This window comes from Microbacterium sp. SA156, from assembly GCF_049065455.1.
In the GTDB taxonomy this organism is placed as follows: Bacteria; Actinomycetota; Actinomycetes; order Actinomycetales; family Microbacteriaceae; genus Microbacterium; species Microbacterium barkeri.
On the sequence record NZ_JBAKGU010000003.1, the window covers coordinates 87,060 to 101,552 of the forward strand.

Here is a 14,493-nt window from a genome sequence, read left to right on the forward strand (position 1 = left end):
GCCACGCAGGCCTTGAGCGGTACCTGGGCACCCGTGCGCGGCGGCCCCTACGCGACGCTCGCGCGCACCTGCGCCGCCTCGGCGCCGCGGCCCAGCCCGTCGAGCAGATCGGCGAGCTCGAGGCTGATCCCCGTGTGCGCTGCCGTGCCGACGGACACCCGGTCGCGGGCGCTCGCCATCACCGCGACGGCCTCGTCGGCGCGGTCGGCCGCCGCCAGACCGCGCGCGGCGTACACCTCGCCGCCCGCTGCCGTCATGACGTCGCCCTCGCGCGCGAGCACGTCGGCCGAGGCGAGGAGGACGCGCACGCCCTCGTCGAGGCGGCCGACGTCGACGAGGAAGCGCCCCTTGGTGTCCTGCACGTTCGCGGCGTACCAGACCGCGTCCTCGGCCTCCGCCTGCGCGGTCGCCGCGTCGAGGTCCGCGAATCCCGCCTCGTCGCCGCCCATCAGCCGCGCGCGGCCCATCCCGTGCAGGAGCGCCGGCATCCCCCGGAAGCCCTCGACGCGCCGCCCGTGCTCGAGCGCGCGCTCGAACACGTCGCGTGCGTCTGGGTCGCCGAAGCGGAGCAGCAGCTCGCCGAGTGCGGAGCCCGCCTCGGCGGCCAGCCCGAAGGCCTCCGCCCCTTCCGCGAGGTCGATCGCCTCGCTCCATGCGCGGTACGCCATCCCCGGCTCGTCGTTCGCGAGGGCGGCGTGCCCGAGATGGAGACCGGTCTCGGCCACCGCCTCAGGAGCCGCGCCCGTCGCCTTCTCCTCGAGGTAGACCGTCTCGAGGTTCTCCAGGCCGGCGGCCGCCTGACCCGCCTCGAGCTGGATGCGCGCGAGGTTAAACCGCAGGCCGACCGTGGGCAGCTCAGCGCGCTCGGCGTGGCGCACGGCGAACTCGATGCGCGCCGCGGCCTCCTCGGGCCTCCCGAGGTCGCTGAGGATCATGGCGGTGAGCTGTGCCGACGACGCGATGAGGCCCGCGACGTCGATCGCGACCGACTCCGCGAGAAGCCGCTCCGCGAAGCCCAGCGCCTCGTCGAAGCGCCCCTGACCGCCGAGCACCTGGGCGCGCAGGCGCAGCTCGGAGAACAGCGGCCACCCTGCGTTCGCGGGGTGGTCGATGCGCGACGCGGCGAGCGCGTCGGCCTCGTCCGCTCGTCCGAGCTGGATGAGCGCCTGGAGCCGCTCGCTCTCGAGCGCGTGGCGCAGCAGGAGCGGGTCGCCGGCGGGGAGCAGGACCTCCGCCTCGTCGAGAGCGGCGAGCGCGGCCTCGGGCTGCTCGGCGCGCAGGCGGGCGGCGCCGATCGTGATGAGCAGGTCGGCGACGACCGTCGACGGCAGGTGCGCGGCGCGTGCGCGCTCGATCTCCGCCTCGAGCACCGGGATGTCGTCGGGGGTGCACCGGCCGAGCAGCAGCAGGCCGAGACGCTCCTCGAGGTCCGCGTGCTCGGCGAGACCGTGGGCGCGCAGGGCCGCGGTCCGCAGGGCCAGAGTGGCCCGGGCGGCCTCGTCGTCGCCGCTCTCGAGCTGCGCGTAGAGGAGCACGCGATGCAGCTCGGCATCGTGGTCGCCCTCTCCGAGCGCGAGGCCTGCGGCGACGGCCGCCCGCACGCCATCGAGGTCGGCCGCGAAGAGGCGCCGACGGGCGCGCGTCAGCCATCCGGCCGCGTCAGCGGGCTCGGCGTCGGCGACGACGGGCGGCGCGTAGCTCTCGCCGCCGAACGGCGCCTCCCAGCGCTGCGCGCTCAGGGCCCGCTTGCCGGCCAGCGTGCGGGCGAACCAGTCGTTCCCGTTGCGCGCGTCGAAGCGCGCCGCGATCGTCTCGGCGGCCGACCAGGCGGCATCCCGCAGCTCGCCCGCGGTCCGCGGTCCGTCCGCGGCGCCCAGGAGCGGCTCGAGCGTCGGATGGTCGGAGCCGCGCACCCGGGTCGCTCCCTCGCCCGCCTCGACGACCGCGTCGAGGAGGACGCCGACGGCGGCGAGTCCCGAGAAGTGGTTCGCCTCGTGGAAGGGGTCGTGCGCGAGCCCGTCGATGTGCCGCTCGAGCAGCTGGAGCCCGCGCGCGAGGTTGCCGGTCACCGCGCAGAAGACGAGGTGGTTGGCGATGATGGGGAAGCCGTCCGGGTTGGTCCGCGCCGCGCGGTAGCTGCGGGCGTGGGCGGCGAGCGCCTCCTCGACGCGCCCCGCCCTCAGGAGCGGGAGCAGCGCCTCCGACTCGGCGAACTCGGGCTCCTCCCCGCACGAGAGGCCCTGCTCGAGGATCTCCTCCCACAGCCGGATGGCCTCGGCATCGTCTCCCCGCAGCTGGGCGAAGGTCGCGTCGCTCGAGCGCACGCACGCCTCGCAGTGCGAGTAGTCGTCTCGCTCGAGTCCGTCGCGCTCGATGAGGAAGCGCGCGGCCGCATCCGGGTCGCCGAGCAGCAGCGCGACGTCGTGCCGGGACTGCAGGACGCCGGTCTGGCCGACGCCGGCCTCGCGATAGCGCCGCTCCATGTCGGCGTGCAGCGCCGTGACGCGCTCCCGCGGGAACCGGCTGTTGCTCGCGAGCCGCCCGGCCATCCACTTGTACTGGAACAGCAGGTCGACGTGCACGCCGGGGTCGATCGGAAAGCGCACGGGGTCCGCATCGTGCTTGCCGACGCACCATCCGAACGACGCGAGCATCGTGTCGGTGTCGCCCGCCATGTGCGCCGACGGGGTGAGGTGCATGCGCGCGCGATAGGCGAGCTCCTCTTCTCCTGCCTCGTCGGCGAGCCGCACGGCCTCGTCGAGCAGCGCGCGCTCCTCCGGTCCGACCGGAAGCTCCGCCGCCTCCTCGAGAAGCCGCTCGATCTTCCGCGCCTTGCGGCTTCCGGGTGCGCTCATGCCTGTTCCCCTTCGAGGTCTCCGGCGATCCCGACGCTCAGGGTCACCATGTCGTTCATCGCCGACGTCAGCATCCGGCGATCGGCCGCGGTGAGCGGCCGATGCGACGCGAGCAGCGCCTGCACGTACAGCAGCTTGACCGTGCGGTCGAAGACGAGGTCGTCGCCGAGCGCTGCGAGGCGCGCGACGAGCGGGCTCGCCCAGTTCAGGCAGAGGCGCACGGTCGCCGCCTCCCTGCCGTCCTCGCGACGGCGCTCCTCGATGAGGGCGCTCACGTCGCCGAGCACGTCGCCCCAGATCCCGCCGGATGCGACCTCGCGCGCGCTGTCGCGCTCGATGCGGCGCACGACCTCGGGATCCACGACGCAGAGCGCGGGCAGCTCGGCGGGAGCGAACCCGCGAGCCGAGACCGAGCAGCCCACCTCGGCCAGCGCGGCCGTGGCCCGCTCCTCGAGCGCGACGGCCCTCGCCCGCTCGGCGAGCGGCGGCGGCGTGAGCTCGTCGAGGAGCTCGCTCACGGTGACCCGCGAGACGGGGAAGTCCAGCAGCTCGGGCAGCCGCCGCAGCAGCGCGGCGTCGTACGCGTATCCGCCGTTCACGACGGGAGCGTCGGACGGCACGATCGCCGCGACCTGGCGGAATTCGTCGACCGTCTCGGCGTAGCGCGCCGCGTCGTGCCGCCGGGTCAGGTCGGCGATGGTCATGTCGCCCGCCGACGTCTCGACGGTCAGCCACGGCAGCACCGTGCGCGCGAGCTCGTCGTCGTGAGCCGCCATCGCCTTGAGCGCGAGCTGGTGCACGGCGAGGAACTCCTGGAACTTCCACGGCCGGGTGGTCGCCTGCCGCAGGATCCACGCGCGGATGGCGGCACCCAGCTGCTCGCGCGTGTGCTCGAGCGCGGGGTCCTCCACGAAGGCCTCGCGGCTCGCGGTCGGCGAGAGCCCGGTCGTGTCGAGCACGCATCGGGCGAAGAAGGCCCAGTCGGGCAGCAGGCCGTCCAGGTGCTCGCTCACGAGCATCCGGCCCAGGTGCACCGTGCTCGCCTGGCGCGCACCGGGAGGCGGCGCGAACGGGAGCACGAACGCGACGCCCTCCGTCCCCGTCCCCGGGACGGAGAGCGGGATGACGTCGAGCGGCCGCCGGCCGAGCAGCTCCGTGCCCAACGCGAGGAGCGCGTCGGACGGCTCATCCGCCGCGGCCCCGAGGAAGACGGGCGTGCGGGTGACGGTGTCGAGCGTGGCGTCGTCGTTGCGGATGGCGACCGAGACCGGCAGGTACTGCCCGAAGCGCGTCGCGAGGGCCCGGACGCGGTCGGGCGCGAGCAGAGCCGCGTCGTCGGGGCGCGGCTCCAGCACGATCTCGGTGCCCACGGCCATCCGCGCGGTCTCCTCCGGGTCGAGCTCCCGGATGCCGAACTGCCCCGACGCGTCGCCGATCCACTCGATCGCGGGGGCGCCCTTCGCCGATCGGCTGCGCACGACGATCCGGTCGGCCACCATGAAGCAGCTCAGCAGGCCGATGCCGAACTGGCCGAGGTAGTCCGCGCGTCGGGCCTGCAGGAGGTCGTCGCGCTTCGACGAGCGCCCCACGGTCGACAGCAGCTCGGCGGCCTCCTCGGCCGTGAGGCCCACGCCGTTGTCGCGGAAGCGGAAGGGGCGTCCGGAGGCGGCCGGCTCGATCTCGAGCACGCCGGCGGGAGCCCCTCCGTCGAGGTCGCGGCGCGCGCGGATGGCGTCCCGGCCGTTCTGGAGCAGCTCGCGCAGGAAGACCTGGGGGCTGGAGTAGATGTGGCGGCTCAGGAGGTCGACGACCCCGCGGAGATCGACCTGGAAGGGCCGGACGTCAGGGGCACCCGATTCGAACCGCACCCGTCCAGCCTACGGATGTCGGTGAACTCCCGGTGCGCGCGGGGCCGTCAGGCGTCGCGGCGTGCCTCAGACGACGTACTCCATGAGCTCGCGGCCGAGTGCCCGGAACGCCTCGTGCGCACGGTCGCGGTGCAGGATCCCGGCGTCGTCGAACTCGACGAAGAGCGCGTAGGCCACGGCGCCGCGCGCTCCCGCGAGCACGCCGGCCTCGGCGCGCACGTCGGGCGCCCTGCCCGTGCGATTGAGGAAGAGGAGCCCGTGGGGGTCGTCGTCGTGGGCGAACGGGTCGAGCCCGGTCGCGCTGCCCACGAGGCTGAGATCGTGACCCTGCGTCAGCCATTCCGCGACCTGCGCGCTCACCGCGGCGTTCACGACGCGACCCGACACGATGTCGGCGAAGAGCCGCGCGAACTCGCGCGCCGTTCCGAGCGCGACGTGCGGGGCATCATCCGGCCCTCGCCGTTCGCGGAAGTGGTCGAGCAGGGCCGACCGCGGCATCCCGAGTGAGACGAAGCGCCGGGTCACCCTCTCGTGCCCGACCCGGTCCAGCAGGGCGTTCGCGGCGAGCGCGTCGTCGGTCGTGGCGGCGAGGATCGCGAGGTCGCCGGCGGGGAGCTCGCGCGTGCGCAGGTGCCGCCACACCCCCGACATCCGCACGGGGTCGAGCGGATCCCGCGCGACGATCTCGTCGGGATCCAGCTCTCCGGCGTCGAACTGCGCGGCGGCCTCGACGAGCAGCGGCACCGTGCCCACGCCGCCGACCGGCAGGGTCACGTGGTCGTCTCCGCTCAGCAGCACCGTCTCGCGGTCGAGGTCGACGACGTGCACGCCGGCACGGGCGTCCGCCGCGACGAGGGCCTCGATCGAGCGGAGCGTCGCGGTGAAGGTCGGCTGCAGGATGGCACGGCGACGCAGGCGGCGCGCCTCCCGACGCTCGCCGCGCAGCGAGACGGCTTCCTTCTGAGGCTCGATGGCCACGGGTCCCTTCCCATCCGCTCGCACCCGCGAGCGGCGACGTCGGGGGGCTCTCGGCGACGCCCGCTCCGCGATGGATGCAGGTGTGTCTCGATTATGCCCGCGCGGGAGCCGCCCTCAGCGAACTCTCACCAGATCGTCACGCGCTGGTCCTCGGGGAGCCACAGCGCGTCGCTCGGCTGGACGTCGAAGGCGGCGTAGAACGCGTCCACATTGCGCACGATCTGGTTGCACCGGAACTCGTTGGGCGAGTGCGGGTCGATCGTGAGGAGGCGGATGGTCTCGGCCTCACGCGACTTCTGCTGCCACACCTGCGCCCACGACAGCAGAAGGCGCTGCACACCGGTCAGGCCGTCGACGACCGGCGCCTCCTCGCCGCCGAGCGACAGCTCGTAGGCCTTGAGGGCGATGCCGAGACCGCCGAGGTCGCCGATGTTCTCGCCGATCGTGAGCGCTCCGTTGACGGTGTGCGACGCGTCGAGGCCCTGCGGGACGAGGGCGTTGTACTGCTCGATGAGCGACCGGGTGCGCTCCTCGAAGGCGGCGCGGTCCTCCTCGGTCCACCAGTCGTTGAGCGCCCCGGTCCCGTCGTAGCGGCTCCCCTGGTCGTCGAACCCGTGGCCGATCTCGTGCCCGATGACGCCGCCGATGCCGCCGTAGTTCGCCGCGGGGTCGCGATCGGCGTCGAAGAACGGCGGCTGCAGGATCGCCGCGGGGAAGACGATCTCGTTCATGAGCGGGTTGTAGTACGCGTTCACGGTCATCGGCGTCATGAACCACTCGTCGCGGTCGATCGGCTTGCCGACCTTGCCGAGCTGCCGGTCGTGCTCGGCGATGTTCGTGCGGCGGACGTTGCCGATGAGATCGGTCGCGGTGATCTCGACGGCGTCGTAGTCGCGCCACTTCGCGGGATAGCCGATCTTCGGGGTGAAGGTGTCGAGCTTCTCGAGCGCCTTCTCGCGCGTCGCAGGGCTCATCCACTCGAGCGTCGAGATGCTCTGGCGGTACGCCTCGGTGAGGTTGCCGACGAGCTCGTCCATCGCGGTCTTCGCGCTCGGCGGGAAGTGCCGCTCGACGTAGACGCGGCCGATCGCGTCGCCCAGCGCTCCCTCCGCGAGCGACACACCGCGCTTCCAGCGCTCGCGGATGGTCGGCACGCCGGTGAGCTCGGTGCCGTAGAAGGCGAAGTTCTCATCGACGAAGTCGTCGGACAGGTACGGCGCGAGGGCGTGCACGACCTGGAACCGCAGCCACGCCTTCCAGTCGTCGAGGCGCTCGGCGACGAGGAGCGAGCCGAGGCCCTCGAGCGCCGAGGGCTGGTAGACGACCGCCTCGGCGAACACCTCGGGCCTGCCCGGCGCGACCGCGTCGCGCCACGGCGCGAGGTCGACGCCCGCGAGCTGCTGGATCTCGTCCCACGACTTCAGGTTGTAGGTCGCGACGGCGTCGCGGCTGCGGACGTTGTCCCAGTGATGCGACGCGATGTCCTTCTGCAGCGCGTAGAGGCGCTCGGCCTGGCCCGCGGCGTCGTCGACGCCCGCGAGCTCGAGCAGGCGCTCCACGTGACGGCGGAACGCCGCTCGCGTGCCCTCGAAGTTCTCGAGGCGGAAGTAGCTCTCGTCGGGGAGCGAGATGCCCGACTGGACGAGGAACGGGACGTAGCGCGTGGGGTCGCCCGGGTCGGGCTCCACGAACACGCCGATCGGGCCGCCCAGACCCTCGCGGTCGAACTCGCCTGCGGTGCGCAGGAGCGATGCCACGTCGGAGACCGCGTCGACGCGCTCGAGGAGCGGGACGAGCGGAGCAGCCCCGAGCGCGGCGATGCGCCCGGTGTCCATGAAGCTCGAGTAGAGGTCGCCCACCTTGCGCGTCTCGGTGCCGGGCACCGCGGCCTGCGCCTCCTCGACGATCGCTCGCACGTCCTTCTCGGCCTGCTCGGCGAGCTGGTGGAAGGCGCCCCAGCGCGCCTTGTCGCCCGGGATCTCCGTGCGATCGATCCAGGCGCCGTTGACGTGGCGGTACAGGTCGTCCTGCGGCCGGATCTCCTCACTGAGCTCGTCGAGGGCGATACCGGAGGGGAGGGATGCAGCCGTCATGCGCTCCATCGTATGCACAGCCCCGGACGCGGCGCCGCGCTCGCGTCCCGCCTCCGTCCTAGGCTCGGATGGTGACCGCCCGCCGCTCCCTCGACCGCGACATCCTGCGGCTCGCGGTCCCCGCTCTCGGCTCGCTCATCGCCGAGCCGCTCTTCCTCGCGGTGGATGCGGCCATGGTCGGGCACCTCGGCATCGACGAGCTCGCGGGCCTCGGCATCGCGTCGGCGGTCCTCACCACGATCGTGGGCCTCATGGTGTTCCTCGCGTACTCCACGACCCCCGCGGTCGCGCGCCGCTTCGGCGCGGGCGACGTCCGCGCGGCCGTCTCGGTCGGCATCGACGGCATGTGGCTCGCGCTCGGCATCGGCGCCGTCCTCGCGGTCGCCGGGACCTTCGCCGTCCCCGCGCTCGTCGCGGCGTTCTCGCCGGACGCCGCGGTCGCCGGGCACGCCGAGGCGTACCTCGGGATCTCGATGTGGGGTCTTCCCGCGATGCTCATCGTGTTCGCCGCGACGGGCCTCCTGCGCGGGCTGCAGAACACGATCGTGCCGCTGTGGATCGCGGGCGCGGGCTTCACGCTCAACGCCGGGGTGAACTGGCTGCTCATCTACGGGCTCGGATGGGGCGTCGCCGGGTCGGCGGCCGGAACCGTCCTCGTGCAGTGGGGCATGGTCGGCGCCTACGTCGTCGTCATCGGGCGGCTCGCGCGACGCCACCGCGCGACGATCCGTCCGCACCGCGAGGGGCTCGGCGGCTCCGCTCGCTCGGGCGGATGGATGTTCCTGCGCACCGTGAGCCTGCGCGTCGCGACGCTCGGCACGGTCTGGGTGGCGACCGACCTCGGCACGCGCGAGCTCGCCGGATGGCAGGTCGTCTTCACGATCTTCTCCACGACGGCGTTCGCGCTCGACGCGCTCGCGATCGCCGCGCAGGCCCTCGTCGGCAAGGCGCTCGGCGAGAGGGACCCGCGGCAGGTGCGCCTCGTGCTCGGCCGCACCGTGCTCTGGGGCGTGTGGGGCGGCGTGGCGGCCGGCGTCGTCATCGCCGCGCTGTCGGGCGTCATCGGCGTCGTCTTCACGGGCGACGCGGAGGTGGCCGCCGACATCCAGCCCGCGCTCCTCGTGCTCGCGGTCTCGCAGCCGATCGGCGCCTTCGTGTTCGTGCTCGACGGCGTGCTCATGGGCGCGAACGACGCCCGCTACCTCGCGATCGCGGGAGGCCTGAACCTCCTCCCCTACCTGCCCGCGCTCATCGCGCTCGCGTGGCTCTCGCCATCCGGACCGGGAGCGCTCGCGTGGCTCTCCGCGACCTACTATGGGGTCTACATGCTCGCGCGCGGCGTCACGCTCGGCGCGCGCATCCGCGGCAGGGCGTGGATGGAGCAGGCCGCGTAGCTCAGGCGCTCTCGAGCTCGGCGATCACGACCTTCTTCTGCTGCATCATCACCTGGATGGCCGCGGGGCTGCTCACCAGCTCGCCCATGTTGCGCGGGATGATCTGCCAGCTGACCCCGAACCGGTCCTTGCACCATCCGCACTGCTCGGCCTCGGGCACGTGCGACAGCGCCTCCCAGTAGCGGTCGACCTCCTCCTGCCCGTCGCACGAGACGACGAACGAGACGGCCTCGTTGAAGGTGAAGATCGGTCCGCCGTCGAGGCACACGAAGTCGACCCCGTTGAGCGTGAACTGCCCGTTGAGGACCTTCCCGCTCATGCCCGTGAAGTGGGCGTCGAGCTTCTCGTCGGGGTACTCCTCGATGCTTCGGATGCGCGAGTTCGGGAAGACGGAGACGTAGTACTCCATCGCCTCCCGCGCGTTGTCGTCGAACCACAGGCACGGCTGGATGGGGGCGAGCTCGGCCATTTCGGACTCCTTCGGCGTCGACGGTCGCTGACGCCGCTCACGCTACGCCCGCGCGCGGGTCGCGTCGAGGGGTGGCGTCACGCGTCGCGCGCGTGCCGCCGGACCCACTCGTACATCACGATCGCACCCGCCGCGGAGGCGTTGATCGAGCGCGTCGAGCCGTACTGCGTGATCTCGATGTGCCCCGACGCCGCGGCGAGCGCCTCGTCCGTCAGACCCGGCCCCTCCTGGCCGAAGAGGAGCACGCAGCGCTCTGGCAGCTCGGCCCTGTCGACGGGCACGGCGTCGCCCACGTTGTCGACCGCGATGATCGGGAGCCCCTCGTTCGCGGCCCAGGCCGCGAACGACGCGACATCCGGATGGTGGACGACGTGCTGGTAGCGGTCGGTCACCATCGCGCCGCGCCGGTTCCAGCGCTTGCGGCCGATGATGTGCACCGACTCGGCCAGGAACGCGTTGGCGCTGCGGACGATCGACCCGATGTTCATGTCGTGCTGCCAGTTCTCGATCGCGACATGGAACGGATGGCGGCGCGTGTCGAGGTCGGCGACGATCGCCTCCATGCGCCAGTAGCGGTACCGGTCGACGACATTGCGCGAATCGCCGTTCACGAGGAGCTCGGGGTCGTAGTGATCGCCCTCTGGCCACGCGCCGGGCCAGGGCCCGACGCCGTGCGTCGACGCCTCGCGGTGGGGCTCGGGCTGCGGGTCCGTCACCGGATGAGGCTACCGGGTGTCAGCGCACAGCGGCCGGTGCCCGGTCCTCCTGTCGGACTCGTGGGGCTGGTGTGCGCGTGTCGACCCCACCCGGCGACACCAGCCCCAGCCATCCGAATCCGCACACGGACGGACGGCCCGGCGCCCGGTCCTCCTGTCGGACCCGTGGGGCTCGTGTGCGCGTGTCGGCCCCACCCGACAACACCAGCCCCAGCCATCCGAATCCGCACACGCACACGCACACGCACACCCACGCAACACGGGCCGCTGCCCGAGCCCGCTCAGCGCACGTGACCCGTGTGTCCAGGGACCACGGGGGTCTCGACCCACTGCCCCGAGGCGGCCGACTCCTCGGCCGCGGTCAGCACCTGCGCCGACGCGAGCCCGTCGTGGATGGTCGAGGTGTCGGATGGCTGACCCGCCACCGCGAGCAGGAACTTCTTCGCCTCGATCGTCTTGAGATCGTCGTAGCCCATCGACGTGCCGGACCCCGGCTGGAAGCGCGCGAACTCGGGGAAGGTCTCGTCGGCGAGCAGCCGGGTGTACCCGAGGCTCTCGCCGGGGCGGCGGATGGCGAGCTCGAGCTCGTTGAGGCGCTCGAAGTCCCAGCGCAGCGAGCCCTCGGTGCCGAACACCTCGATCGCGTACTCGGCCTTGGGTCCGACCGCGAGCCACGAGGCGTCGAGCGTGCCGAGCGCCCCCGCGGCGAGCGCGGAGTCGTCGAAGCGCAGCAGCATGTTCGCGTAGTCGTCGTTCTCGACCGGGAGCATCCGCCCCTCGTCGGGCGTCCCGGCAAGGCCCGGGCGCTCCGTGATGAATGTGCCGGTCGACGCGGTCACCGAGCCGATCGGGCCGAGCAGGAAGTGCACGAGGTCGACGAGATGACCCATGAGGTCGCCGAGCACGCCCGATCCGCTCGTCTCGCGCACGAAGCGCCACGCACGCGGCGACTGCGGGTCGGCGCTGAACCCGCCGAAGAAGCGGCCGCGGACGTTCGTGATCCGGCCGAGGGCGCCCTCCCCGATCAGCTGGCGTGCCCGCTGGATGGCCGGCGGCTGGCGGTAGTTGAAGCCCACGGCCGACTGCACGCCCGCGTCGACGACGGCGTCGCGGATGGCGGCGGTCTCGTGCGCGCCGCGGCCCGCGGGCTTCTCGATCCAGATGTGCTTGCCCGCCCGCGCGGCCGCGACGCCCACCTCGGCATGCAGGAAGTTCGGCGCGCAGATCGAGACGACGTCGACGTCGGGGTTCGCGAGCACCTCGCGATAGTCCGCGACGGCGCTCTCGTAGCCCAGCACATCCGTCGCGTACGAGCGGCCCGCCTCCGCGGTATCCGCGGCCTGGACGAGGCGCGGCCGCAGACCGAGCTCAGGATAGACCAGCGGGAGCGCGCGGTAGGCGCGGCTGTGCAGCCGGCCCATCCAGCCGACACTGACGAGGCCGACGCCGATCTCGCGGACGGGGGATGCGGTCATCGACGACCTCCGGGGCACGGGCGACGACGACGTCGCGGGAACGGGACCACACCACGCTACGATCGCTCATTCCTTTTGTCAAGACATTAGCTCTTTCACGACCGCAGCGCGCCGCCGTAGGCTGATCGCGTGGCTTCACCCGCGGCGGACGACTACCTCAAGACGGTGTACTCGCACACCGAGTGGCAGGACGACCCCATCACGCCGTCGGTGCTCGCCGGGAAGCTCGGCGTCGCCCCGTCGAGCGTGACCGAGATGGTGAAGAAGCTCGCGGCAGCCGGCCTTGTCTCGCACGTGCCCTACGGCGCCGTGCGGCTCACGGAGGAGGGCGAGCGTCGCGCGATCGGCATCATCCGCCGGCACCGTCTCATCGAGACGTGGCTCGTGCGCGAGATGGGCTACGGCTGGGACGAGGTGCACGACGAGGCCGAGGTCCTCGAGCACGCGCTGAGCGACCGGCTGCTCGAGCGGATCGACGAGCGCCTCGGGCGCCCGTCGCTCGATCCGCACGGCGACAAGATCCCGGATGCCGAGGGCCAGATCGAGCGCGAGGCCTTCGTCCTGCTCGCGGATGCCCCGGTCGGGCACGTCGGCCGGGTGCTGCGCGTGCGCGACCGCGACCCCGAGCTCCTGCGCGAGATCGAGGGTGCCGGCATCGACGTGGGCCGCGAGGTGGCGGTCACCGAGCGCGGCGTGCTGCTCGACGGCGACGACGTCGTGCTGCCCGAAGGTGCGGCCGACGTGATCTGGCTGACGGCGTAGTACCGCAGTACCGCACCGCCCCGCGAACATCCGCCTCCGCGCCGACGCGGCAGGGCACCTGTCCTCCGTAGCGTCGGAGGCATGATCACGGCAGAGAACCTCACGAAGCGCTTCGGCGCCAAGACCGCCGTCGACGGCATCTCGTTCGAGGTGCGGCCGGGGCAGGTCACCGGCTTCCTCGGGCCCAACGGCGCGGGCAAGTCGACCACCATGCGCATGATCGTCGGCCTCGACCGGCCAGACGCCGGCTCGGTCACGGTGAACGGGCGCCCGTTCGCGCAGCACGCCGCTCCCATGACCGAGGTCGGAGCGCTCCTCGACGCGAAGGCCGTCCACCCGGGGCGCACGGCGGAGGCGCACCTGCGCATGCTCGCCGCGACGCACGGCATCGGGATGGCCCGGGTCGCCGAGGTCATGGAGCTCACGGGCATCGCCGGAGTCGCGAAGCGCCGCATCGGCGGCTTCTCGCTCGGCATGCACCAGCGCCTCGGGATCGCCGCGACCATGCTCGGCGACCCGCACACGCTCATCCTCGACGAGCCCGTCAACGGCCTCGACCCCGAGGGCGTGCACTGGGTGCGCGGGTTCGTCCGCTCGCTCGCGGCCGAGGGGCGCGCGATCTTCCTCTCCTCGCACCTCATGAGCGAGATGGCGCAGACCGCCGACCACATCATCGTCCTGGGCAAGGGCCGCATCCTCGCGGACGCGCCCGTGGGCGACTTCCTGCGCGGATCCGAGCGCGAGCGCACGCGCGTCCGCTCGTCCGACGCGCGCCGGCTGGGGCTTCTCCTCGCCGACCCGGGCGTCGCCATCACCCAGGCGGCCGCCGACACGCTCGACGTCGAGGGCCTGCCCGCGGCGCAGATCACGCGCGTCGCTGTGAACGCCGACATCGACGTGCACGAGCTCGTCCCCCTGCGCGGCTCGCTCGAGGAGGCCTACCTGGCTCTCACCGGCGACGCCGTCGAGTACCGCAGCGACCCCGCCGCTCTCGCGGCCTGAACGGAGTTCCCATGACCGCCATTGCCGCGGCTCCGCGCCGCACCGCCTCTCTCGGCGCCCCGCGCCTGACCTTCTCCCGCCTCGTCCGCGCCGAGTGGATCGGCCTGACGAGTCTGCGCGGCACGATCGCCTCGCTCGTCGTCGGGACCGTGCTCGTGCTCGCCGTCTCGGTCGGCATGACCGCCCTGCTCCTCGCCGTGAACGGCGACCCGGCGGGCGCGCCGCCCGCGCTCATGATGACCCTCGGTGCCGCGACCGTCGCGCAGATCATCGCCGTGCTCGTGGGCGTGGGCGTCTTCGCGAAGGAGCACGCGACGGGTTCGCTCCGCACCCAGCTGGCCGCGGCACCGCGCCGCGTCGCGACGGTCGGCGCGAAGGCCGTGGTCGTCGCCGTGAGCACGTTCGCGTGGTCGCTCGCCTCGCTGCTCCTGTCGTTCGCGGGCGTCGTCGCCGTCGGCGCCGTCTGGGGCGTCGAGCCCGCCCTCGACGACGCGCTCACGGCCATCCTGCTGCCGATCGTCGGCGCGGCGCTGTTCACGGCGCTCGTCGGCGTGCTGTCCCTCGGCGTCGCGGCGCTCCTGCGCTCCGAGACCTGGTCGGTCACGCTCGTGCTCGTGTTCCTCCTCGTGCTCCCGACCGTGCTGCTGACGCTGCCGTTCGAATGGGCGCCGACGATCCACGACGCGCTCATGGCACCCGCCGGCGACGCCCTCATGACGCCGAACGCAGACGTCGACGGCGAGACCGTCCGCGACATCGCGATCGCCTTCGTGTGGCCGATCGCGGCACTCGTCGCCGGGATGGCCGTGGTCCGCCGCCGCGACGCGTGACCATCCGCTCATCGGACCGATGGCCCCGTCCCGCGCGGGACGGGGCCATCC

The 14,493-nt window shown here is 72.9% G+C and carries 11 protein-coding genes; 4 read left to right on the forward strand and 7 right to left on the reverse strand.

Annotation, left to right across the window (positions count from 1 at the left end; all coding sequences use genetic code 11):
• Positions 1–47 precede the first annotated feature (47 nt).
• From ACOWU6_RS03965 to ACOWU6_RS03980, 4 genes are all read right to left on the reverse strand, one after another.
• Positions 48–2,855, reverse strand: coding sequence for a hypothetical protein (locus ACOWU6_RS03965; RefSeq protein ID WP_421074794.1), 2,808 nt, complete (start codon positions 2,853–2,855; stop codon positions 48–50).
• Positions 2,852–4,723, reverse strand: a complete 1,872-nt coding sequence (locus tag ACOWU6_RS03970; protein ID WP_421074795.1) for an HSP90 family protein — start codon at positions 4,721–4,723, stop codon at positions 2,852–2,854. Before ACOWU6_RS03970 ends, ACOWU6_RS03965 begins: the two co-directional genes overlap by 4 nt.
• A gap of 66 nt (positions 4,724–4,789) precedes the next feature.
• Positions 4,790–5,701, reverse strand: coding sequence for a serine hydrolase (locus ACOWU6_RS03975; protein WP_421074796.1), 912 nt, complete (start codon positions 5,699–5,701; stop codon positions 4,790–4,792).
• Positions 5,702–5,826: 125 nt separating this feature from the next.
• Positions 5,827–7,794, reverse strand: coding sequence for a M13 family metallopeptidase (locus tag ACOWU6_RS03980; RefSeq protein ID WP_421074797.1), 1,968 nt, complete (start codon positions 7,792–7,794; stop codon positions 5,827–5,829).
• A 68-nt stretch (positions 7,795–7,862) separates the two neighbouring features.
• Between ACOWU6_RS03980 and ACOWU6_RS03985 the strand changes: the two genes are divergently transcribed.
• Positions 7,863–9,188, forward strand: coding sequence for an MATE family efflux transporter (locus ACOWU6_RS03985; protein ID WP_421074798.1), 1,326 nt, complete (start codon positions 7,863–7,865; stop codon positions 9,186–9,188).
• A gap of 1 nt (position 9,189) precedes the next feature.
• On the opposite strand, the gene ACOWU6_RS03990 is transcribed toward ACOWU6_RS03985, so the two are convergent.
• From ACOWU6_RS03990 to ACOWU6_RS04000, 3 genes are all read right to left on the reverse strand, one after another.
• On the reverse strand, positions 9,190–9,657 hold the full coding sequence (locus ACOWU6_RS03990) for a VOC family protein (RefSeq protein WP_421074799.1): 468 nt from the start codon (positions 9,655–9,657) through the stop codon (positions 9,190–9,192).
• 77 nt (positions 9,658–9,734) lie between these two features.
• The gene (locus tag ACOWU6_RS03995) at positions 9,735–10,373 is read right to left on the reverse strand and encodes a TrmH family RNA methyltransferase (RefSeq protein ID WP_421074800.1); all 639 of its coding nucleotides are present in this window, start codon (positions 10,371–10,373) and stop codon (positions 9,735–9,737) included.
• A gap of 281 nt (positions 10,374–10,654) precedes the next feature.
• Complete coding sequence (locus tag ACOWU6_RS04000) at positions 10,655–11,848, reverse strand: Gfo/Idh/MocA family protein (RefSeq protein WP_421074801.1); 1,194 nt, start codon at positions 11,846–11,848, stop codon at positions 10,655–10,657.
• A gap of 129 nt (positions 11,849–11,977) precedes the next feature.
• On the opposite strand from ACOWU6_RS04000, the gene ACOWU6_RS04005 reads away from it, so the two are divergent.
• The 3 genes from ACOWU6_RS04005 to ACOWU6_RS04015 all read left to right on the forward strand — a co-directional run bounded on the left by ACOWU6_RS04005 (position 11,978) and on the right by ACOWU6_RS04015 (position 14,442).
• Positions 11,978–12,610 (forward strand): metal-dependent transcriptional regulator, encoded by a 633-nt coding sequence (locus ACOWU6_RS04005; RefSeq protein ID WP_271172588.1) that lies wholly within the window; start codon positions 11,978–11,980, stop codon positions 12,608–12,610.
• A gap of 81 nt (positions 12,611–12,691) precedes the next feature.
• A complete protein-coding gene (locus ACOWU6_RS04010) occupies positions 12,692–13,612 on the forward strand; it encodes an ABC transporter ATP-binding protein (protein WP_421074802.1) in 921 nt (306 codons plus the stop codon).
• An 11-nt stretch (positions 13,613–13,623) separates the two neighbouring features.
• Positions 13,624–14,442 carry a hypothetical protein gene (locus ACOWU6_RS04015; RefSeq protein WP_421074803.1) on the forward strand — a complete coding sequence of 273 codons (819 nt, stop codon included), beginning with the start codon at positions 13,624–13,626 and terminating at the stop codon, positions 14,440–14,442.
• Positions 14,443–14,493 lie beyond the last annotated feature (51 nt).

Bases quoted from the DNA above. Each gene is read 5' to 3' on its own strand.
- ACOWU6_RS03965 (WP_421074794.1), bottom strand. From the start codon at position 2,855: ATGAGCGCACCCGGAAGCCGCAAGGCGCGGAAGATCGAGCGGCTTCTC.
- ACOWU6_RS03980 (WP_421074797.1), bottom strand. From the start codon at position 7,794: ATGACGGCTGCATCCCTCCCCTCCGGTATCGCCCTCGACGAGCTCAGT.
- ACOWU6_RS03985 (WP_421074798.1), top strand. From the start codon at position 7,863: ATGGTGACCGCCCGCCGCTCCCTCGACCGCGACATCCTGCGGCTCGCG.
- ACOWU6_RS03990 (WP_421074799.1), bottom strand. From the start codon at position 9,657: ATGGCCGAGCTCGCCCCCATCCAGCCGTGCCTGTGGTTCGACGACAAC.
- ACOWU6_RS04000 (WP_421074801.1), bottom strand. From the start codon at position 11,848: ATGACCGCATCCCCCGTCCGCGAGATCGGCGTCGGCCTCGTCAGTGTC.
- ACOWU6_RS04010 (WP_421074802.1), top strand. From the start codon at position 12,692: ATGATCACGGCAGAGAACCTCACGAAGCGCTTCGGCGCCAAGACCGCC.
- ACOWU6_RS04015 (WP_421074803.1), top strand. From the start codon at position 13,624: ATGACCGCCATTGCCGCGGCTCCGCGCCGCACCGCCTCTCTCGGCGCC.